Raw genomic sequence first — 18,264 nt, 5'->3', positions numbered from 1 at the left:
GCGACGCCGTGGGCTGGAACGTCTCGCCAGAGTTGGTGTTGCGCGCGACGAGATCCTGATAGGCGGCCGAGAGCGCGCGACGCACCAGCGCCTTGGGCAGCTTCCGGTACGTGTAGAGGTCGCCGTTCACGCGGAACCGGACTTCGACATCGTCGTTGAAGTCGCGGTACTCGAAGTGGATGTCACCGGCGCCATACGCGTGTGCGGCTTCGGCCACGTCGCGAAATGTGCCGATCGCACGCGAACTCTCCGGAAGAATGGCCGCCGAGCGGTTGCGCTCGGTCGCGTAGATCGCGGCGATCACCGCGTCCGTTGCGATCATCTCTTCATGCACCTTGATGTCGGCGCGCTCGAGATCCATCACATACGTCGGATACAGCGCGGACTCGTGGAACGTGCGGGTCGTGATGATGATCGCCATCCCCGCTTGCACTTCGACCGCCACAAACTCGCGGCGCGCCGCATCGGTAATGCGCAGGGTTGCATCCTGGCCGCGCTCACTCAGGATGCGCTTGAAACCCAGTGCGTCCGCGGCCACCAGTTGCGGCAGGCCTGACGGCAGGAACTCCGTCTGCTGCGACACCACGTCAGCTTGTGCATGGAGTTCGTGCACGTCATGTGCCTCGTCGGCGGACCCTGTGAGCGGCACTGCCTGCGGTGCAACGTCATGCGCTTCCATGCTTTGGACGGCGGGCTCAGCAAGGGGCTCCACCATGCTGGACGCCATCGCTGATTCGGGACCAGCATTGCGCATCGTTTCAGCGACGTCCTCCGCGACCCCTTGCCTTTCAGCCGGGTGATGAGCCGCCGGCTCAACGTGCGCCTGGTGCGCCGTCGCTTCGGGTTGTGACGGATCACCGCCGGCGCTCACCACGTACGAGTCTCCTTCATTGGCGTCGACGTCAGTGACGTCGCCCATTCTCAGCCGCATGCCCAACGTCATGGGCTGGCCCGGCTTCGTGTCCACAGGCTCTGCCTTGAGCGGCTTGTCCTTACGCACGAAGCGCGGCTCGCGATTCTTGTCCTCATTGCGACCTGCGCCCGCGATAGGCATCGACGCGGGGGATTCGTCAGTGAACCCGGCGCGCAGTGCACGGAACCGCCCAAGAATGCCGCGCGAGGACGGCTCGTCTTTTTCAATACCGTTGAACAGGCTCATCGTTTATCGTGCGGCAGCGGAAAGAGGAAAGGAGGAAGGCAGCGGACCACCGAGATCACTCAGCGTTCGCGCCGGACTGCCCGGCTGCTGCGCGTTGTCGGACGTATTGGTCGTGCCGCCGCTGATGGTTTCGGTCCAGGTACGCTTGCCATCGGTGACAGTGACGACGAATCCCTCAACCCGCTTCACGGTCCAGCCATTGAGCAGCTTCACGCCAACATGCGCGGGATAGGAGGCGTTGCGGTAGTCGTACAGCACCGACGTTCCGCTCGTATCGCTGAAAGCGCCAACGAATCGCACCGGTTCCGTGTGGGAAGCCGGCGGTGTCGCCCTCATGACCTGCGGAGCGACTGGCACTGTCGAAGGCGGAGGGGCGTTGAGCGTGACAGCAGTACCCTGCGGGCCGCCATCGCCGGCAAGCTGCCGTGCGATTTTCGAACGGGTAATCTCGTCGATCTCGTCGATCGACAGGTGCGGCGCAGCGGGATCCGGCAACGTCTGCGCTGCCGGTTGCGAGATGGGTTGCGAGATGGGTTGCGAAACCGGTTGAGAAGCCGCGGAGGCCGAAGCAGCGCGAGGCGAACCCATGTCGAGATTGGCCGAGGGTACGCGCACGCTCGCCGTCTGCATGTGCGGCGAAGCCGGCTTCGTCTGTTGCGCCTGCGCAGCACCGGTGATCAGCGTCAATGCACTGGCAATCGCCGTCAGCCGTTTATTCGAGAACATAGTATTTGCCCTTCGCTGTGAAATGGATACCACCTTGGTCGGCTGTGCCGCTGCCCGCCTTTCCTGTTGCGCCCTGTTCGGTCAGCTTCAGCTCAACGGTCATGGAGTCGAGCGTCATGTTGGATGGCAACTTCGCGAGCAACGGTGATTGCCAGCGAAAGCCATTGATCTCCCACGCCCCGACGCGAATCATCTGCGCAGGCCGCGGGCCGGTTGCGCCAGGCGGAATCGCGAGTAACGGCCTGGCCGGTTCGATGCGCACTGTGTAGCCGTAGCTGACCAGCTCGAACGGTTTGGTCGAAAGCTTCTGTGGTGGCGTCTGCAGCGCGTCGATCAGTCCCTGCTCGGTCGGCCACGTCTTCTGGTCACTGGCTGTCACGAGCGCGACGCCGGGCACCAGCGGACCGCGTGCTCCGGCAAGCAGACCATCCGCGTCAAAGCGCAGCGGACGCATCGCTTCGGGCGCCGCCTGGCGGAGGTCATCGAAACTGCCGCCATACCGGCGGAGGGTCAACGAGCAATAGCCCTGCGTCGCGCACACGGCCTTCTCGAAGACCCATCCCGCCACGACGGATTCGCTACTGCCAAGGGTGGAAAGAAGGGCTGGCGCGAGCAGATTCGCGCGCGGCATCTTTGCGGCGAACGTCTGGCGCACTAGCGCGGCGTACCGGTCTTCGAGCGACGGCTCTTTCGGGGCCGGCGGCGTCGGGGGATCCAACAGGTCCCTCAGTTGCATGCCGCCCAGGACAACGGCCACGAGAATCACGAGAACCGGCACGACTGTCGGCACGTTAGCCGGCAGCTTCGAAATGCGCCCCGTCTTGCGATCGTCCAGCAGCGCGGCCGCGCCGAAGCTCTCGTCCACGTCGCCAACAGCCTGGCCGGAGCCGAGCGTCGTTAGCGTCAGGTTCAGCCTCAGGCATTCCTGCTCGATCGCCAGACGCCTTTCGTGCGCCTTCGGTACCGTGAGAACCTCATCGCTGCGTACGACACCACGCACCACGAAGACGATGTGCACGCGCTGGTCATCCTGCAGCATGACGAGTACGGCAGCCCTTCCATTCACACGTTCGTGTTGGGCGATCCGCGCCGCGCCCGAGTAAAGCCTCGCGCCCTTGATCTCACCCGGCTCAGGTGCGCAGAAACCACCGATGGCGTCCTTGCCGACCTTGTATTCGATGTAGTGCGTCGCGCCGAAATCATCGGCGTATCGGCGGCGCTCGGCGCGCATCTGTTTTGCGGGATACGCGCGCCAGTCCAGTCCGAAGACCAGACGCGCGTTCTTCTCGCGCGGCAGCGGATCGGTAATGTGCATGCCCACGCTCACATCGACGGGACGACCGTAGCCGTCAGCATGATCACCTGGAAGGTCTTCGACTTGTTCCACAGACCCGTGATACCCGCGATACCGCCATTCGTCGTGCTGTTCGCAAGGTCCGTCATCTGGCCGTACAGCACGACCGTCTGACCATCAGACAGCGCAATCGTCTGGTCCTCCTTGCTGCCTGTCGTGTGCGCCAACTGGATCTGTTGCAGCGTCTGGCCAGAGCCGACCGACGCCGAGGTGAACGGGCCATTGAGCTTCGAACTGTCGGCCCAGTACGAGAGGATGATCTGGTTGTGGTCGTTGACGGCCGGCAGGATGTTGACGAAGTCACCCGTGGTCACGGTTCCCGGCGTGAGACCCGGCACGCCCCCAGACGTGGCCGTGAGGCTCCCCGCAGACGGCGATGTCGAGCGCAGATAGTCGTCGCTCTGGAACGAGGCGATCGAAACGGGCAGGCCGTTGAGCGTCATCTTCGTCTGCGTATTGTCCTGCACCGTGCGGCCATACTGGTTCAGCGCATTGAGGACGGCGTTCGTGCCGGAGAACGGCGCATTCGGTTGCAGCACTGACAGGCCGACCGTACCCCCGCCCGACGAGAGCGACGTGGGTGACGTGAAGCTGACCGCATACTTGGCAAGACCGCCCTGGATATAGTTGAACACCACGTCGGCATTCACGCCCGCCTGACTGCCGTTGTTCAGCGCGATCTGCAGCGTACGCACGCGCAACATCACCTGGCGCGTCGAGACGGCGTTTTCCTGCGCAAGCAGCTTGCCCATGCGGTCTGCCGCCTCACGCGTGTCGTAAATCATCACGAGCCGGCTTTGCGGGTTGACGTTGACGTGGCCCATCGGCGTGCGCAGTTTGTCGAGCGCATCACTGATCGACTTGATCTGGTCGAAATCGCCTTCCCGCCCCGTCGACGTCTGTGCTGCAAATGAGCCCGTATTGCCGCCCGATCCACCGGTGCCGTTCGCCTGGTTCCCCGTCGAGGTATCCATGCCCTTCGACATGGTCGACTTGATGGACACCTTGCCCGGGATTGCGGCGATCTGGTACATGCGCGTGACAAAGCGCGTGATGTTGATGGTCGAGCCGTCGAACGACCAGTCGAGACCGAGGTCTTCGGTCATGCGTGTCAGATACGCGCCGGCATAGCCCGTGAATACCTGCCCGTAGACAGGCTCTTCATAGGCATTCCCGTTCGAGCCTCTCGTTGTGACATTGCCGCCCGCTGACTCTCGCGGCACCAGCGAACTGCGCGGCACGAACACGTCCGGGCTCAGATGGACGGGATAACCGGTTGCGCCCGAGATCAGGGTCGAAATCTGCCTGATGCCGATGTTCGCTGGCATCGTCACCTTCTTCTCGCGGAACGTGGCGGGCAGCTTCGCTTCATACGCGACGGGCACAAGCCGGTCGCCGAGGAACGCAGTCGGCACATCTTCAACCAGCGCCATCGAACCGGGCAGATTGGCCATCGCATCGCTCCCGGTGCGATGAGCCGCGTCGTAGGACGCGTTGATGTCGCTCTGATTGACCGCGCAACCCGCGATCATCAGCGAGCAGGCGAAGGAAAGGCCAGTTTTGATAATGGATGCGTGACGCATGGTGTTAGTCCTGGCAGTTGGCCGCGCGCGCGATGACGCGGATGACGTTGTTCGTGTGACGGCAGATGCGCGTGGGCACGCGCATGTGATTGGTCGCCTGCATGACCTGCGTGAGAACGGTCGTGAAGTCGCCAGAGAAAGTCGCATTGAATTCGAGCGGCAGATCGTCATCGACCTTCCACGCAAGTTGCCAGCCCTGCGTCTGCAACCAGCGGTCGAGCGCGTTGCGCAGATTGAGGTCCTGCGGCGAGAGCGAAAGCGTCATCGTGGCAGCCGGTGCTGTCGGTGTGCCCGGCAGAACCACCGAGGCAACACTTGTTGCGGTATGTGAGGACGAGGCATCCAATGCCGTCCGCGCAACGGGTGCAGCAACCACTGCGGGTGCTGGTGCTGGTGCGAGTGCCGGCGCGGGCGCGGGTGCTGGTGCAGAAATCGCAGTTGTCGCGCGAGACGACGGGACTGCCGCGAGGATCTGCCATCCGTCGCCGGCGGGGGCCGCGACATGCGACTGGTCCGGGTCGATTGCGGCGTGGCTCCAGCCTGATGCGCCCACTAGCGCCAGTGCAGCCAGGATACGCGCGATCACGCGCACCCGTTCATTGCGTTCGATGGTCACGTTCATTCGTTATTGCCCCTGCCGCTGCAGGCGGCGATAGATTGCGTTGACATAGATCAGCTGCTTCTGGGTCGAAACCGCGTTATAGGCACCCACGGCCTTCCAGGTCGGCCCGAACTGTCTGATGTTCGAGGCCAGAATCCACGTACCGACGTAGGCGTTCACGCAGGCGTTGAAAAGGTGCTCCCGGCGAATGCCATACCGGGCAAGCCTGGGTAGCCACGATGAGTTGATCTGCATCAGGCCGATGTCTTCGGTCCCGTTGCTGTTCACGTTCACTGCGTTCGGCCGCATGCCGGATTCGTGCTGTGCGATCGCGCGGACCAGTTGTGCGCTGACGTGCCGGTAGGCAGCAGCGTCATCAAGGCAGTCAGCCCGCGCAACGGAGGCACTGCCGAGCAGCACCGCGCTGACCACGGAAACAATGGAAATGCGCGCCCCGTGCATCACGATTTCGCCACCGCAGTTGCAAGTGCCGTCGACGCGGGCCGGGAGCCGGGCGCGGCACGCTCGAAGTACTTCACATCGTGGCGACGGGTGACATTCACGGTATTGCCATCCGCGGTGACGATGAACTGTTCGGCCGTGCCGTTAAACATGTAGTACCGGCCCTTCTGCTCGCCGGAACCCAGGTGCTTCACGTCTGCCACATGGATCTGCACTACCGACCCGGCGAACTTGAAATACGTTTGGCCGTCGCGATCGAACACTGCCTCGAGGTGCGCCGGGCTGGTGGTGTCGAATTCATAGACAGTCCCCGCGGAACGCGCGAGTTCGACGGTCTTCGTGCCGTCCGACACGACCATGCGCTCGGCGCGCTCGATGGTCATCACGTTCGTACCAGCATCCCACTTCGGATGCAGCGAGCGGCCTTCGGGCGTTCTGAACGTCAGCTCCCCGGTCGGCTTCGACGCGAAGCGGATCTGCGTATGCGTGTCGTCGCCGTCGCGGATCGCCTGCGCGCCAAAGTATTCGGCCAGCAGGGATGCAGGCGCAGCGGCCGGTGCCGCTTCCTCTGGTTTCGCAGCCACCGTCTGCGCAACGGCATCGGCTTGCGGCTTCTCGCCAGCGGCATAATTGAGCGCGCCTGACTTCGGCGCATCGCGGTGCAGGCGGATGTGTCGCGACGTGAAGTCGACGTCCGCATACAGTCCGGTTTGCGTCATCAGGCGATCGAGCGCCTGCATCCAGTTCTCGCCCGCGCGCGTGGCAAAGGCGCTTGCATCCGTGATGTCCACGTCCTTCTGTGCTGAGCCTGTCCAGCCCTGCGGAGCCAACGCCTTCACAAAGCTGGCCACGGGCATGCTTGCCTTGAGCGCGCGGACCGGTTCGAGCGCACCATGTGTGCCGATGAGCACGAGGCGATTGGTGAAGCCATCGAAGCCAGCGGGCTGATCGTCGCGCAACGCCGCGAGCGCACCACGCGCTCCGCCGCCAATGAACGTGTTTGCTCTCGTCCAGCGCGCACTGGCCTGCCGGCCGGCCACCGTGTACGTGACCGTTTCGGGCGTGCCGTCGACCACGACATAGGGGCCTTCCGCGTGGCCACCGACTGCGGAAATAACCTGGCCCGCGCGAGGCTGGATGTAGGTCTTCGATCCATCGTTGAAGATGAGCGCGGGACGCTCGGCGATACCGCCAGCAATCTCGTAATCGAAATCGAATGGGTCAGTGTTCGCTGCATGGACCGTGATCGCGCCGAACAGCGCGAGACAGGCAAGAGCAGTTCGGGAAACGTTGAGTTTCATAGGCCGGCCTGGATCTGGTTGAGGTGCCGCGCGAAACGCGCGAGATACGCCTGCCCCGGAGCCGGATTGGCGCTGTGGTAATAGGCAATCGCCTTCGCGACGGAGTGCGTCTTGCTGTAGTTCTCGTTGAGAATGTCCTCAGCAACGCGGATGCTGGTGGCCGGAGACAACGCGTCCCACGGCGATGCGAAACGGCGCGAGTGGTACGCCCAGTTGATCTGCATTACGCCTACGTCGAAGTCGCTGCGACCGCGTGCGATCAGCGACTGGACGACGCGATAAGCATCCGCACGCGTCTTGAAGAAAAAGCCCTGCCCCGCGATGTTCAGCGTCCAGGGCCAGGCCCGCCCGTTTAGACCAGACTCGTTCAAGGCGATGCCCGCGAGTATCTTCGGATCGACGCTTCTATGCATGAGCTCAAACGGAGCTGTCGCGCTCGCGCACGCCCAGCCGCCGCGGCCCTCGGCGATCGCGGCCTGAGCGTCATCGTCCAGTACGGTTGGCTGCAGCCAGCCTTTCGCGACGAGCAACCGCTCGAGCGAGACGTCGCGCGAGTCGACCGACACGGTAATACCCGTATCCGGATTGCTTGCCACGGATTGCCCCACCAGCGGCGTCGCCCATTTTTCGAACACCTGGAGCCCGCACCAGAACACGGGCTTACCATCAAACGAAGCGAGCGCGCGGGCTTTGCCTTCGGCAAGAACAACGCTTGTCGGGCTGATCACTTCAGCGATCGTCGCAGCCTGGGCGCCGTGAAGGTACGCGACCAGCGCAACAACCATCCCGCCGATAGCAATAAGTTTTTCGAGCGACTTACTCATCGCGATACGGCTCCAGCACAATGTCGCGATTGACCTTGAGCATGAAACGGCGCTCACCTGGGTCCGATGTAATGGTCGGCGGGATGTTCTTGTATCGTTCAAGCACTGACTGGGCCGTCGTGGCGGCAACCTGGCCCGCCGTACTGCCGACCTGGGTGACACCAAGCGGACCCGTGGTGGTGGACGTTTCGCCACCGTCGTACTTGTGCAGAAGGATCGCGACGAGAAACGACGTCCCGAAAATCTTGAAGAAGTGGTTGTTGACATCGCCCGAGAAGCCAGCCGAACCGTCGCCATCCGCGCCCTGCGCGCCAAAGAGCGGCACATGCTTGCCGTTCGGCAGGCGCAACTCCGTCGCAGCTACGAGAATGCTTTCCTGGCCCGGCTGAATGTCAGAGCTATACGGCGCCGTGATGAAGCTGCCTTTGGGGATCATCAGGCAGTCGCCACGGATGCTGTCGTACACATCTTTTTCGACGATCAGTGAGGCTGTGCCGGGACGATCGGAATTAAGTCGCTCTGTCGAGAGCACGCCGATGTGGTGGGGAGGCGAAAGCACGCAGCCATGCGCCTGGCCCACAAAACCGGAGCGCGGAAAATCCTGGTCGCTACCGGACTGCGCCGACACATTCCTGATGAAGGTGGCATCGTGGTCCTGGCCCGAATATGGACGCGCCGACTGCGGCTGTCCTGCTCCTGCGGCCGCGAAGGCCGACGCGAGTCGTTCAGCGACCGACCCTCCCGCCGCCTGCGCGGCAGCCTGCTGGGCCGCGACCTGAGCGGGCGTGAGCACTCCCGGCAACGGGTTGGGCGTCGTAGACGCACGCGCCGTATCCTTGACCTTCAGGCCCGGTTTGAAGATCGGCGACGCGAAGATCGCGTCCGTGTCGGCGTCAGCCTTAATCTGCCTGGTCTGCTGATCGTTGATAAAACCATCGGCGGTTAGCGCAGGCGCGACATTCATATTCGACGTAGCCGCGGGCGAGGACGAGCGTGCGGCGGCCGCCGCGCGCGCTTCGGAGGCCGCCATCTTGCGCGCCTCGCTCAACTGGTCGTCGATCGTCTTGTTAAGGTCCTGCGTGTTGTTCGACTTGTCGACGACTTCAGCAGCCTTCGCCTTTTTCTGCAGCGCCGCCTGTTCGTCAACCTTGGCGCTCTCTTTCACCTGGTAGTAGAAGCCGAGTGCTCCGATCACGACTGCGGCGACGCCGCCCACCGCAAACAGTGCGTTGCGGGGCGACTTCCCCTTGAAAAGACTTGCGCGCGGATTGCTCTGCTGATCGGTCGGTGAGTTCATCTCGCCCCTCAGAAGCCGAACAGGCCTGCACGGCCGCGCTTGATCGTCACTTCCTCATTCGGGGCGCGCAGCACGATCTGGTTGGCTATCTCCTGCACGACGATGTACTGGCCGCGCCGAATGAAGTTCGGGCTCACGACATCCCCGTGATCCTTGACGAGGGGCACGGCAAACGGTGCATTGGCGGGCAGGCGCAGCCATACCGACTTGCCGTCATCGAACACGGTCTCGGGACGGAACGACGCCGAACCGGAGACTGTATAGTCGAAGTTGAGTTTGTCAGGCGAGACGCCAATTGGGCCCGAATCCGTCCGGCCCTCGGAATCGTCACCGTGGCCCTCGGGGCCAACGCCCGCTTGTTCGCGCGCGCGGACCTTCGCCATGACAGAGCCGGGGTAGCTGAAGCGCACAGTCTGATAAAACAGGCCGCCCATCGGCGACGACACGAGCGTCATGTCGTACTCGCGCAGGTTGGTGGTCAGGTGAAGGGTGTTGACGAGGCCGGGTTTGACCGGCTTCACGAAGAGGTGATTCTCGCCATCCGTGTCGATGACCCACTGTATCGAGTCACCCATAGCCGGATCGGTCGTCACGCGCTCGCCCTTCGCCAGCTCAATCGTTGTGTTCTTCAGCGGCGCGGTCATGATCCGGTAGATCTGATCGCGGCTATAGGGGAACACGACCATCCGAGCATCGCCCGGCATGGTGATCGGGTCCGAACCGGCGTTATAGGGATTCACCGGGCTCATCGGGTCGCTCATTGCTGTGGCGAGGTCAAACGAAGCGGCCGGGGCCGCGACGTCCTTCTTCGCTGCATTCACAGCCGGGCAAACGGCAGCCGCGCATGCGAAAGCGGCCGCCCACAAAGCGAGCGTGCGGGAGGCGATCATCATTGAGTTTTTTGGATCGAGAACAACGGATAGAACATTCCGAATGGATTCGAACCGAGTGCGTCTTCGGAAGTCGGTGGGACGATCTGATAGCGGATCGTCAGGGCGTATTTCTGGACGACAGGCCTGTCGGTAGGCGACTGCGTCGTGCTGGTTGTGAATTCCACGACGCCGGTCGAGTCTTCAAGCAGTGCAACGTTTGTGACGCGCACCTCCCGAACCAGCTTCGGATTCAGGGTAATTGCCTGGAATGGAGCGTCGCTTTTGACCCAGTCGCCGAACTGATTGCGCGCATTGCCAACCATCATGGCTTTGATGCCGTTGATATTCTTTGCCATGCGGGACGTCTGGATATCGTCTGTGAGGACCGGTTCGATCGTGAACCAGCGCTCAACGGTTTCCCGCAGCGAAGTGCGGATTGCCTGGTCGTCGGGCTTGTATGCGGCCAGTTGGGCGACTACTGCGTGGCCGTTGACGTCAGACGAAACGCCATATGCCTTGACGACCGACGGCGGGGGATTACGCGTGTAGACCGCGCCCCCAGCGATAAAGGCCAGGATGAAACAGAACGTCTTCCAGTGATTGGCTTCAGTACGCAGACGCGCACCCATGTCGAAGATGATCTTCTCAGGGTCATCGTTTGAGTAACCGCCAGGCGCGGTGGAAAGGGCGATTTGCTTCTTGCTGCGGAACAGGGGCATGACGGTCGATCCATTTGGGCCGACTCAATTGAATCAGCCCAAGGTGGAAGCCGATCATGCGAAAGAGATGCGATTTATCACCGCTTTTCGGCGCGGCCCCAGAGGTTCACGGACGGCCGAGCCGGCTCAGAGACCTAAGGTGAAATGACGCAGAAATTCGTGAGCTTTTGGGGAAATCGGTTGTCCTGTAAGGAGGTAGCATCTTCCCATCGACTGTTTCACGCGTTTCACAGTCGGCGGTCCGGGTTGCCCGACGAAGTCAGATTGGTTGTGTGCGCAGTTTTCCACTTATTTTCAATGCCTTATTCCCAAACGCATTTCAGTTTTTGCATGCGCGTGTTGAAGACAGGTGTCTGAGCCGGCTCAGACACCTCTTTCACTGGTGCAACGAAACGGGTAACTCACAACGCCTTCAGCATCCAATTGCTGCTGTCTCAGATAGATCGGTTCCTAACGAGCAGGCCAAGAACATGCAATACAACAACGACATGACACTTCGCCGCGAAGCCGCCATCGCGTTGCACGAGCAGTTGCGCGCAAGACGGGCTTCCGTAATCGCCATTGGTGAGTTCTATCTCTCAGTACTTGAACAGGGGCTGTGGCCGAGCTTGCGCGCCATTGCCATCGAACTGAACATCTCGTATCCGCAAGTGTCGAGGATGGTAGGTGCTGCACGACTTCCTGAAGCCGTGCTTGAAGTATTCAGGAATAGAAAGTTATCTTTTAGAAATATTCAGACGCTTCAAACGCTCACTCGCCAGCTTGGCGAACCCGAACTTACTCGTCGAACTGCGCACGTCACTGCGAATTGTTCGCTTGAAGAAGTGTTTGCTGTGCTTACCACTGGAAAGCCAGTCGTGCGCGAAGGCGTGCGGGTAAGGATCATTCCCGGTAAAAAATATTTACGCCTCGACGTGCCAAATTACGAGCAGATCGCCCCGCGGATTGTAGAACTGGAAGCGATCCTCAACGCGTTGCTTGCGACCTACAACCGGAAGCACCGGGCAGGAGCTCTCTCTGCACCTAAGAAGGCTGCGACGCGCAGCTGAACTCACTTGAAATCTGTGCGGGCGCATTTGATTGACCGAGCGAAGCCGCATTTCTCCTCCCTGTCTGTAGAAACGAACATCGGTCGCGGGCCCTATACTTTGTCGGTAAGCGGGCACACAGCAGGTTCCTGCTGCAGGTTCACGCCTCGTCAACAACGACCGCTTTAGAGACTCGCGCAGCCTTCGCCTTCCGCGATATCTTGCCGGCAACGAAGGAGCCGAATGCGCTGTACACCTTGGGATCTGTAAGTTGCGCGAGCAGGTCCTTCGGCTCCGCCTTAATCACTTTCGCAATGAGTATTGCGCCGGGGCTTGTCGCGAACTCTGCGGCCACATTTGCCTGTTCTTCCTGAGCGAGCGTGTTGTAGTGGTCCCAGCCAAGTGCCACTTCCTTCTGCTTTTTGTCGTTGGCCGCGGCGCTCAGTTGGGCTTCACGTGTGTCGGCGTCCTGCTGCGCTACCTGCTGAGTGGACTCAAGCGCCAGAGCCTGCTGATGGATGTCCTTGTCGATGGTGCCCAGCAGGTAGTCCTCGCGTAACGCCTTCATGAAATAACCGCCTGCGCGCACTTTAACCTTCCCCCGGGCAGCCATATGTCGCGTGTATTCGATGGCTTGGTTGATGCGGTCATCGGTGTACGTCGAACGATTGGCAATGATCTCGTTAAACTCCGCCCTGTTGAGCGCGAACTCCTTGCGCAGCGTGTCGTAAAGGGATTTAAGTACGACGAGCGCTGTTTTTTGCTCATCGCCTTGGCGCTGTCCCTGCAACCTGAAGCGTAGTTGGCCGATGCGCTTGGACCCCGGAACGTTTTGCGTAAGCATGTCGATACGAATGCCCGTAACTTCCAGGATCTCAGTCATCGCGATCTCGAGCACCTTGCTGCGGAAGTGCTTGAAGAGGTCGTAGGTCTTGGTCTCGCAACCCATCAAGGCGCGCATGGCGGTGACCTCGAACCATGGCGTCACGCCGTCTGCCATGTATGGCTGGAGCCGGTCGTAAAGAACCTTCGAGTGAATAGACTTGAAAACGTAGCGCAGACTCAGGAAGTGCGATGCACTGGGATTTTTTATGGCTCGTTGAAGCCGCTCCGCCAATTCAAAGGTGAACTCACCGTCGTCAACAAATGCCGAGCCCATCAAAGGGACAGAACCCCAGCGCTCTTTGGTGGGGTCCGCGACGTCGATTTCGGTCAACTCGATCGCGGCTTTCTGGGCTTCGCGAATTAGCTTGGTGAGGTGCCGCCGGTTTTCGCTCGTGGTGCACATCAACCATTTGAAGAGCCCAAAATCGACGCGATACTCCTTGCGGATCTCAGGGTCGTCTGCGACCAGGAAGTACGCAACATCGACAAGACGGCGGGCCGCGAGGCTAAGGTCGACGATCTTGACGAAAGCGTTGCTTCGCCGGAAGCCCAGATCATGGGGTGCCGCAACAATGCTTTCGCCTCTGGCCGTGTAGTCTTCAAACAAGGCCAGAGCCAGTTGATGCGCCGCGCTATCCATACCCTCTCCAGTTGGTCTGGGCCGGAGCGTGACCTGGTAAGGTCGAAATGTCAAAACAATTTCGGTGACTTTGCCTGATAGAAAGTTGTTCCCGCCGCAACATGCGCGTTCTGCAGCAGTTGGAGGTGGCAGACAAACGGAGCCGAGCGCCGACAAATACCGTCGGTTGCCGGCGGGAGGAGCACAATTTTGGTGACCTTTCAGTCCCCCCGTTTTCAAGAGACCGGCGTTAGCAATCGCGATTGTGAGTATGTGTTTGGCCGAGCGAACTTCGCGGCGGTTTGGTTTGGTAGTTAGTGTCTTTAAGAAAACTAAACCAACATACTAGTGATAACGCACTGCAATAAAATCAAGAACTTAGCTTGGAAAGGTCACATTAGCGGCTCGGTTGGTCACCGGGATTGTGCGGCAAAGTCATCGTTCGGTGCAGTTAGGTCACTCAATTTGTCTCAAGAGCCGGGCGCGGATATTGAAAGGTCACCGGATTTGTGGCGAAGGTCGCCAAAATTGTTCGGGGGGACGTGGCAGGCCTGCCGGAGGCTGGTCTCGGGCAGTTTGGGCCCCGGCAAGGTCACCGAAATTGTTTGCGCCAGCGCACACTGCGTACGCCAAGACCCCTGTTGCGGCAAGGCTTCGCGACAGTGCCGCTCATGTCTGGCGTGGCAAGGCCACGAAGATTGCAGATCCGTCCGTGCGCTTGAGTGCCCTTAACTTGGCAAAGTCACCGAAATTGTAGGATCGCGACGTGAGACATGGTCTGGGAACAGGTCGCCGAAACTGTGGAGATCTGCCGCTTCGAGGTCCGCTCGGCGCCGCTCGGCAGCCCCGGCGATCCGAGTGCAGTCGGGGAATAGAGATTGCCGTGGCGAACGCATGCTAAGCTATTGACGCGGTTGGGAATTGCAATCGGTCAGGGCCTCTTGCGAGCGGTTGCTGGCGCCCATTGAGCTCCGGCGGCAAAGTCGCCAGAATTGTAGGAGCGCCTATGATGCGCCAGGAAAAGTTACCGAAATTGTTGGCAGGGCACCCTATGTTTGCAGAAAAGCCGCGAGCATGGGCGTTTGCGCGTTCTCTGGGCCGAGAAAGGTCACAAAAATTGTAGGCCTTAGCGGATTACCGCCATTTAAGATAGCCTGCAAAATGGCTGAAGCCAACAATTTCGGTGACTTTGCCTTCCCCGTGTTCGGAAGATCGCACAATCCTGGTGACCTTGAGTCAGGCGAACGTTTTGGAGCCACAATCTTAGTGTCTTTGCCCTTCTATCGAAGCGTAGATCGGGGGAACCGCGGGTCCGTTGGAAGCTCACCGAACGAAGACTTGCTCTTTTGAATACGCCATTTCTGCGACTACAACCGCCTTACACAACCGTTTGATTTTCGGTCCCCTCCAGCGAGGGGGTTATGGGCTGCTGGCGGGGATCACCATTCCGTCGTTGCTGAGCCATCGGCGGGATCTTCCCAAGCCTTTACAGCGCGTTCTGACGCGTCGATTTTTTCGAAAAACTTAAAGTAAAGGATGAAGTTTTCCCCTCGATCGCTTAATCTACGCAACATCAAGAATTTCGATGGGAGCGTCGAATATGCTAGTGAAGAGTGAATTTCCAGAACTCAATAGAACCGTCACTCTTGACGGCGTGGAAGAACTTTCGAAGAAACTCGATCAGCTAACCCGCGACCTGAGGAAGGACATTCTGACGCCCAATCCGCGGAAGCATGCCCCGACATTCACGTCTACTCAGGTGGCGGAGATGTGCGGCATCGACCGCGCGAGGCTTCACTACCTAGCGACCCGGGAGGGCAGCACGCTCCCGCAAGGAGAGGTCCAGGGCAATGGCCGGATCCGCAATTTCAGCCTTGCCGAGACGCGGGCATGGGTCCAGCAAGTCTCTCCGATCAAGAAGTCACCTCTGCTGGAGAAAGGCGAAGCAGCGGGACGAATTGTTGTCACCTCGAACTTCAAGGGGGGCAGTTGCAAGACCACCACCACCATGTGCATTGCGCAAGGGCTCAGCCTGCGCGGGCGCAAGGTATTGCTGGTTGATCTGGATCCGCAGGCGTCGCTCACTGAGCTGTGCGGCCTGTATGCAGAGAAGATGTTGGGCGAGGACGATACAGTACTTCCTTTCATTTACCAACCGAACGAGGCCGAGCTCGAAGACGTTGTGCAGCCGACGTACTGGGACGGGATTGATGTCATTCCAGCCCACCCAACGCTTTTCGCGGCTGAGTTCTGGATTCCCTCGCAAGTAAAAACAGTTAAGGGATACAAGTTCTGGTCCATTCTTCGTGACGGCTTGGCGCCGCTGCGCAGGAAGTACGACTACATCATTCTCGATACGGCGCCGTCGCTCTCGTATCTCACTATCAATGGGCTAATGGCGGCGGACAGCATGGTGATGCCTCTGGTTCCGGAAAGTCTGGACTTCATTAGTTCGGTCTCGTTCTGGAGCCTCTTCAACGACATGACGCCGGCTTTCAGAGAAGGCGGCGACAGCGAAAAGAAGTTCGACTTCGTCAGTATTTTGCTTTCGCGCGTTGACAACAATTCGACCTCCTCGGCCCCGATCGTTCGCAGCTGGGTGCAGGCGGCATATGGCCACTGGATGAGCCAGACCGAAGTGCCGGCAAGCTCGGTGATGAGCACAGGCGCGGTGGGGTTATCGACGGTGTTCGATGTATCGAAATGGGAGGGCGGCAACAAGACGCTTGCCCGTATTCGCGAACCTCTTGAAGAGTATTGTCGCTGGATGGACGATTTTTACGCCAACAAGTGGGGGACAACAGAATGAACATGCGCGAGCGCCTTAAGGCAAACACGCAGAATTTGGTGCCGGCCGCGGAAAGACACATTGAAGAGCCGACAGGGGACAACAACCGGCCCAAAACAGGCATTGGCTTGATGACCAAGCTGAATCAGGCTGAGCAGCGCATTGCAGAACTCGAAGCGCAAGGGGCGCAGAGCGTTGTCCCTGTCGCCAAGGTTCGACCAAATCCTTGGCAGCCTCGAACCCGATTCGTCGAAGCCAAACTTCGGGAGCTTGCGGAGAGCATCAGGGAAGTAGGATTGATGCAGCCGGTCCTGGTCCGTCGCATCACGTTGCAGGACGGCGAAGAGTACTTTGAGCTGATTGCTGGTGAGCGTCGTTGGCGCGCACATCAGTTGCTTGAACTCGAAGACATCAAGGTCATTATTGTCGATGTCACGGACGCCGATATGGCCGTCATGGCGCTGACCGAGAATATTAGCCGGGAAGACCTAACCGACTACGAGATCGGGAAGGCGATGCGTCGGGCCGAAAAGGAGTTTCCGGACCGGAAGAAAATGGCGGAAGCGATGGGCCTTAGCCGCAGCTCGCTCTACCGCTACATGGCGTTCGAGAACCTTCCGACGTTCATGCTCGAAGACCTGGAGCGGAGCCCTGGACTCTTTAGCGGTAACGCCGCGAGCGACACGAACACAGTGCTCAAGAAATTCGGTCAGTCGGCGTCCGAAGTCGCGGCGGATCTTTGGAAGCAGCTCGTGAGCGGTAGCCTTGAGCAGAGCAAATTTGCGAAGCTTCTCGAGGGGTCCATGCTCCGACGCGGAGCCGCGCCGCCGACCACGAATCGAGACATTCATAAGGTCTATGCAGGTAAGGCTCACGCGGGCAGCATAACGAAGGATTCGGTGAGTTTCACCGTCAAGCTGAAGAGCGCCATCTTGACCGAGGCACAGGAGGAACGCATCCGGTCCGTGATAAATGAGCTGTTCGCTGATATCCCGTAATCGTAGCGAGCGAACGCGAAGTCCCCTCTTCGGAGGGTTTTTTTTGTGTGTTCACGTAGCAATACTGTTGTGACAGGCTCCGCCCTATCGAATCGAGCAATCAGCGGGGCGTGTCGTAACGCCAGGTACGGCGCCGGACACCACCGACGCCGAAACGAGGTGACGCAATCTGTTCCTACTAGGAACACGGGCTCTGGTCTCCAGGCGCAGCAGGTCTGGGATCGCGTTGGTTTTCGGATGTGCGCGTTGCCGGTAGGAACACATTGCACGGGCGTAAAAGGGCGAGCTGCCCGTCCGGTCGACCAGCGCTGCGACGCCATCAGGCGCACCGAAAATTAATGAGCGGCCGCACGCTTCCGACGTCGCTCGCAACGGTGGGGTTTTACTGCGAAGGTGCCCAATAGGGTGAGATAGAGATGGTCCAAGGTCGCATCTTTTGTCGACGGCATGGCATGGCACCGAAGCTTACCCTTGACCGTGTCCTACTAGGACACGCTGCTCGCAGTCCGGCAATGAAAGGGGTACGTCTGTCCGCCTACGTTCACAGGTCGCCCTGCTCGGTCGGCGAGTCATTTCACTAGGGGGTCGCGGTTTCACCTACCCCGACGAGCGCGCGGAATGAGACCCCGTCAGCTCTTCCCGTGTGTTCGTCTAGTAACACATCATAGATTACACAGGGAAAGCGCACTGTGGTGTCGCGCGAAGGCTGGGAAAAAGCGGCGGCTGAGACTCACCCGGACCGCGGTTCTACGGACCGCGGGATTGGTCACGAGCTGCGTGTTCCTATTAGGAATACGGTGCCCCAACGCAAGGAGCAAGAGCACGAGCAGCTGTCTGGCCTATTCGGGTCGAAGACTTCGGCCTTGAGTCGGGGGGTGCGAAGCGACGAAGATCGCAAGGAGCGCGGTATCAATGGCGCCCGAAACATTCTTAAAACCGGACACTCGCCCGCGCGCGTGGGGCTGCAGGACGGCTACACACCACCACGTTACGCGGATGGATGTGGCCATAGATGGGGCGCCGCCGCGTAGCGGCGCGGGCGTCAACG

The 18,264-nt window shown here is 60.2% G+C and carries 14 protein-coding genes and 1 pseudogene; 3 read left to right on the top strand and 12 right to left on the bottom strand.

Features of this window, described 5'->3' with window-relative positions; translation table 11 throughout:
• The 11 genes and pseudogenes from GCT19_RS35770 to GCT19_RS35720 form a co-directional block, all read right to left on the bottom strand.
• A pseudogene (locus GCT19_RS35770) lies at positions 1 to 1,159 on the bottom strand (ATPase, T2SS/T4P/T4SS family); the annotation flags it as partial.
• Positions 1,160 to 1,162: 3 nt separating this feature from the next.
• Positions 1,163 to 1,846: a hypothetical protein gene (locus GCT19_RS35765; RefSeq protein ID WP_227749413.1), complete on the bottom strand. Its 684-nt coding sequence runs from the start codon at positions 1,844 to 1,846 to the stop codon at positions 1,163 to 1,165.
• 25 nt (positions 1,847 to 1,871) lie between these two features.
• A complete protein-coding gene (locus GCT19_RS35760; RefSeq protein ID WP_152854530.1) occupies positions 1,872 to 3,200 on the bottom strand; it encodes a type 4b pilus protein PilO2 in 1,329 nt (442 codons plus the stop codon).
• An 8-nt stretch (positions 3,201 to 3,208) separates the two neighbouring features.
• The gene (locus GCT19_RS35755) at positions 3,209 to 4,822 is read right to left on the bottom strand and encodes a type II secretory pathway protein (protein WP_152854529.1); all 1,614 of its coding nucleotides are present in this window, start codon (positions 4,820 to 4,822) and stop codon (positions 3,209 to 3,211) included.
• A 4-nt stretch (positions 4,823 to 4,826) separates the two neighbouring features.
• Positions 4,827 to 5,444 carry a toxin co-regulated pilus biosynthesis Q family protein gene (locus GCT19_RS35750; protein WP_152854528.1) on the bottom strand — a complete coding sequence of 206 codons (618 nt, stop codon included), beginning with the start codon at positions 5,442 to 5,444 and terminating at the stop codon, positions 4,827 to 4,829.
• A 3-nt stretch (positions 5,445 to 5,447) separates the two neighbouring features.
• Positions 5,448 to 5,885 (bottom strand): lytic transglycosylase domain-containing protein, encoded by a 438-nt coding sequence (locus GCT19_RS35745; protein ID WP_152854535.1) that lies wholly within the window; start codon positions 5,883 to 5,885, stop codon positions 5,448 to 5,450.
• Positions 5,885 to 7,186, bottom strand: coding sequence for a TrbG/VirB9 family P-type conjugative transfer protein (locus GCT19_RS35740; RefSeq protein ID WP_152854527.1), 1,302 nt, complete (start codon positions 7,184 to 7,186; stop codon positions 5,885 to 5,887). Before GCT19_RS35740 ends, GCT19_RS35745 begins: the two co-directional genes overlap by 1 nt.
• A complete protein-coding gene (locus GCT19_RS35735; protein WP_152854534.1) occupies positions 7,183 to 7,971 on the bottom strand; it encodes a transglycosylase SLT domain-containing protein in 789 nt (262 codons plus the stop codon). Before GCT19_RS35735 ends, GCT19_RS35740 begins: the two co-directional genes overlap by 4 nt.
• 31 nt (positions 7,972 to 8,002) lie before the next feature.
• Positions 8,003 to 9,307: a TrbI/VirB10 family protein gene (locus GCT19_RS35730; protein ID WP_152854526.1), complete on the bottom strand. Its 1,305-nt coding sequence runs from the start codon at positions 9,305 to 9,307 to the stop codon at positions 8,003 to 8,005.
• A gap of 8 nt (positions 9,308 to 9,315) precedes the next feature.
• The gene (locus GCT19_RS35725) at positions 9,316 to 10,200 is read right to left on the bottom strand and encodes a TrbG/VirB9 family P-type conjugative transfer protein (RefSeq protein ID WP_152854525.1); all 885 of its coding nucleotides are present in this window, start codon (positions 10,198 to 10,200) and stop codon (positions 9,316 to 9,318) included.
• Positions 10,197 to 10,898: a type IV secretion system protein gene (locus tag GCT19_RS35720; protein WP_152854524.1), complete on the bottom strand. Its 702-nt coding sequence runs from the start codon at positions 10,896 to 10,898 to the stop codon at positions 10,197 to 10,199. Before GCT19_RS35720 ends, GCT19_RS35725 begins: the two co-directional genes overlap by 4 nt.
• Before the next feature lie 470 nt (positions 10,899 to 11,368).
• Between GCT19_RS35720 and GCT19_RS35715 the strand changes: the two genes are divergently transcribed.
• Complete coding sequence (locus GCT19_RS35715) at positions 11,369 to 11,947, top strand: hypothetical protein (protein ID WP_152854523.1); 579 nt, start codon at positions 11,369 to 11,371, stop codon at positions 11,945 to 11,947.
• Between the two features lie 139 nt (positions 11,948 to 12,086).
• On the opposite strand, the gene GCT19_RS35710 is transcribed toward GCT19_RS35715, so the two are convergent.
• Positions 12,087 to 13,451, bottom strand: a complete 1,365-nt coding sequence (locus GCT19_RS35710; protein WP_152854522.1) for a replication initiation protein — start codon at positions 13,449 to 13,451, stop codon at positions 12,087 to 12,089.
• 1,579 nt (positions 13,452 to 15,030) lie between these two features.
• On the opposite strand from GCT19_RS35710, the gene GCT19_RS35705 reads away from it, so the two are divergent.
• Both GCT19_RS35705 and GCT19_RS35700 read left to right on the top strand, forming a co-directional pair.
• Positions 15,031 to 16,239 carry a ParA family protein gene (locus GCT19_RS35705; RefSeq protein WP_152854521.1) on the top strand — a complete coding sequence of 403 codons (1,209 nt, stop codon included), beginning with the start codon at positions 15,031 to 15,033 and terminating at the stop codon, positions 16,237 to 16,239.
• Positions 16,236 to 17,216: a ParB/RepB/Spo0J family partition protein gene (locus GCT19_RS35700; RefSeq protein ID WP_152854520.1), complete on the top strand. Its 981-nt coding sequence runs from the start codon at positions 16,236 to 16,238 to the stop codon at positions 17,214 to 17,216. Before GCT19_RS35705 ends, GCT19_RS35700 begins: the two co-directional genes overlap by 4 nt.
• The last annotated feature ends 1,048 nt before the right edge of the window (positions 17,217 to 18,264 follow it).

It is taken from the genome of Paraburkholderia atlantica, from assembly GCF_009362785.1.
Lineage (GTDB): Bacteria > Pseudomonadota > Gammaproteobacteria > Burkholderiales > Burkholderiaceae > Paraburkholderia > Paraburkholderia atlantica.
This window is presented reverse-complemented; position numbering and strand designations above follow the sequence as displayed.

Excerpts from the sequence above, each read along its gene's own strand:
- GCT19_RS35760 (WP_152854530.1), bottom strand. The coding sequence starts at position 3,200 with ATGCACATTACCGATCCGCTGCCGCGCGAGAAGAACGCGCGTCTGGTC.
- GCT19_RS35755 (WP_152854529.1), bottom strand. The coding sequence starts at position 4,822 with ATGCGTCACGCATCCATTATCAAAACTGGCCTTTCCTTCGCCTGCTCG.
- GCT19_RS35750 (WP_152854528.1), bottom strand. The coding sequence starts at position 5,444 with ATGAACGTGACCATCGAACGCAATGAACGGGTGCGCGTGATCGCGCGT.
- GCT19_RS35745 (WP_152854535.1), bottom strand. The coding sequence starts at position 5,885 with ATGCACGGGGCGCGCATTTCCATTGTTTCCGTGGTCAGCGCGGTGCTG.
- GCT19_RS35740 (WP_152854527.1), bottom strand. The coding sequence starts at position 7,186 with ATGAAACTCAACGTTTCCCGAACTGCTCTTGCCTGTCTCGCGCTGTTC.
- GCT19_RS35735 (WP_152854534.1), bottom strand. The coding sequence starts at position 7,971 with ATGGTTGTTGCGCTGGTCGCGTACCTTCACGGCGCCCAGGCTGCGACG.
- GCT19_RS35730 (WP_152854526.1), bottom strand. The coding sequence starts at position 9,307 with ATGAACTCACCGACCGATCAGCAGAGCAATCCGCGCGCAAGTCTTTTC.
- GCT19_RS35725 (WP_152854525.1), bottom strand. The coding sequence starts at position 10,200 with ATGATGATCGCCTCCCGCACGCTCGCTTTGTGGGCGGCCGCTTTCGCA.
- GCT19_RS35720 (WP_152854524.1), bottom strand. The coding sequence starts at position 10,898 with ATGCCCCTGTTCCGCAGCAAGAAGCAAATCGCCCTTTCCACCGCGCCT.
- GCT19_RS35715 (WP_152854523.1), top strand. The coding sequence starts at position 11,369 with ATGCAATACAACAACGACATGACACTTCGCCGCGAAGCCGCCATCGCG.
- GCT19_RS35710 (WP_152854522.1), bottom strand. The coding sequence starts at position 13,451 with ATGGATAGCGCGGCGCATCAACTGGCTCTGGCCTTGTTTGAAGACTAC.
- GCT19_RS35705 (WP_152854521.1), top strand. The coding sequence starts at position 15,031 with ATGCTAGTGAAGAGTGAATTTCCAGAACTCAATAGAACCGTCACTCTT.
- GCT19_RS35700 (WP_152854520.1), top strand. The coding sequence starts at position 16,236 with ATGAACATGCGCGAGCGCCTTAAGGCAAACACGCAGAATTTGGTGCCG.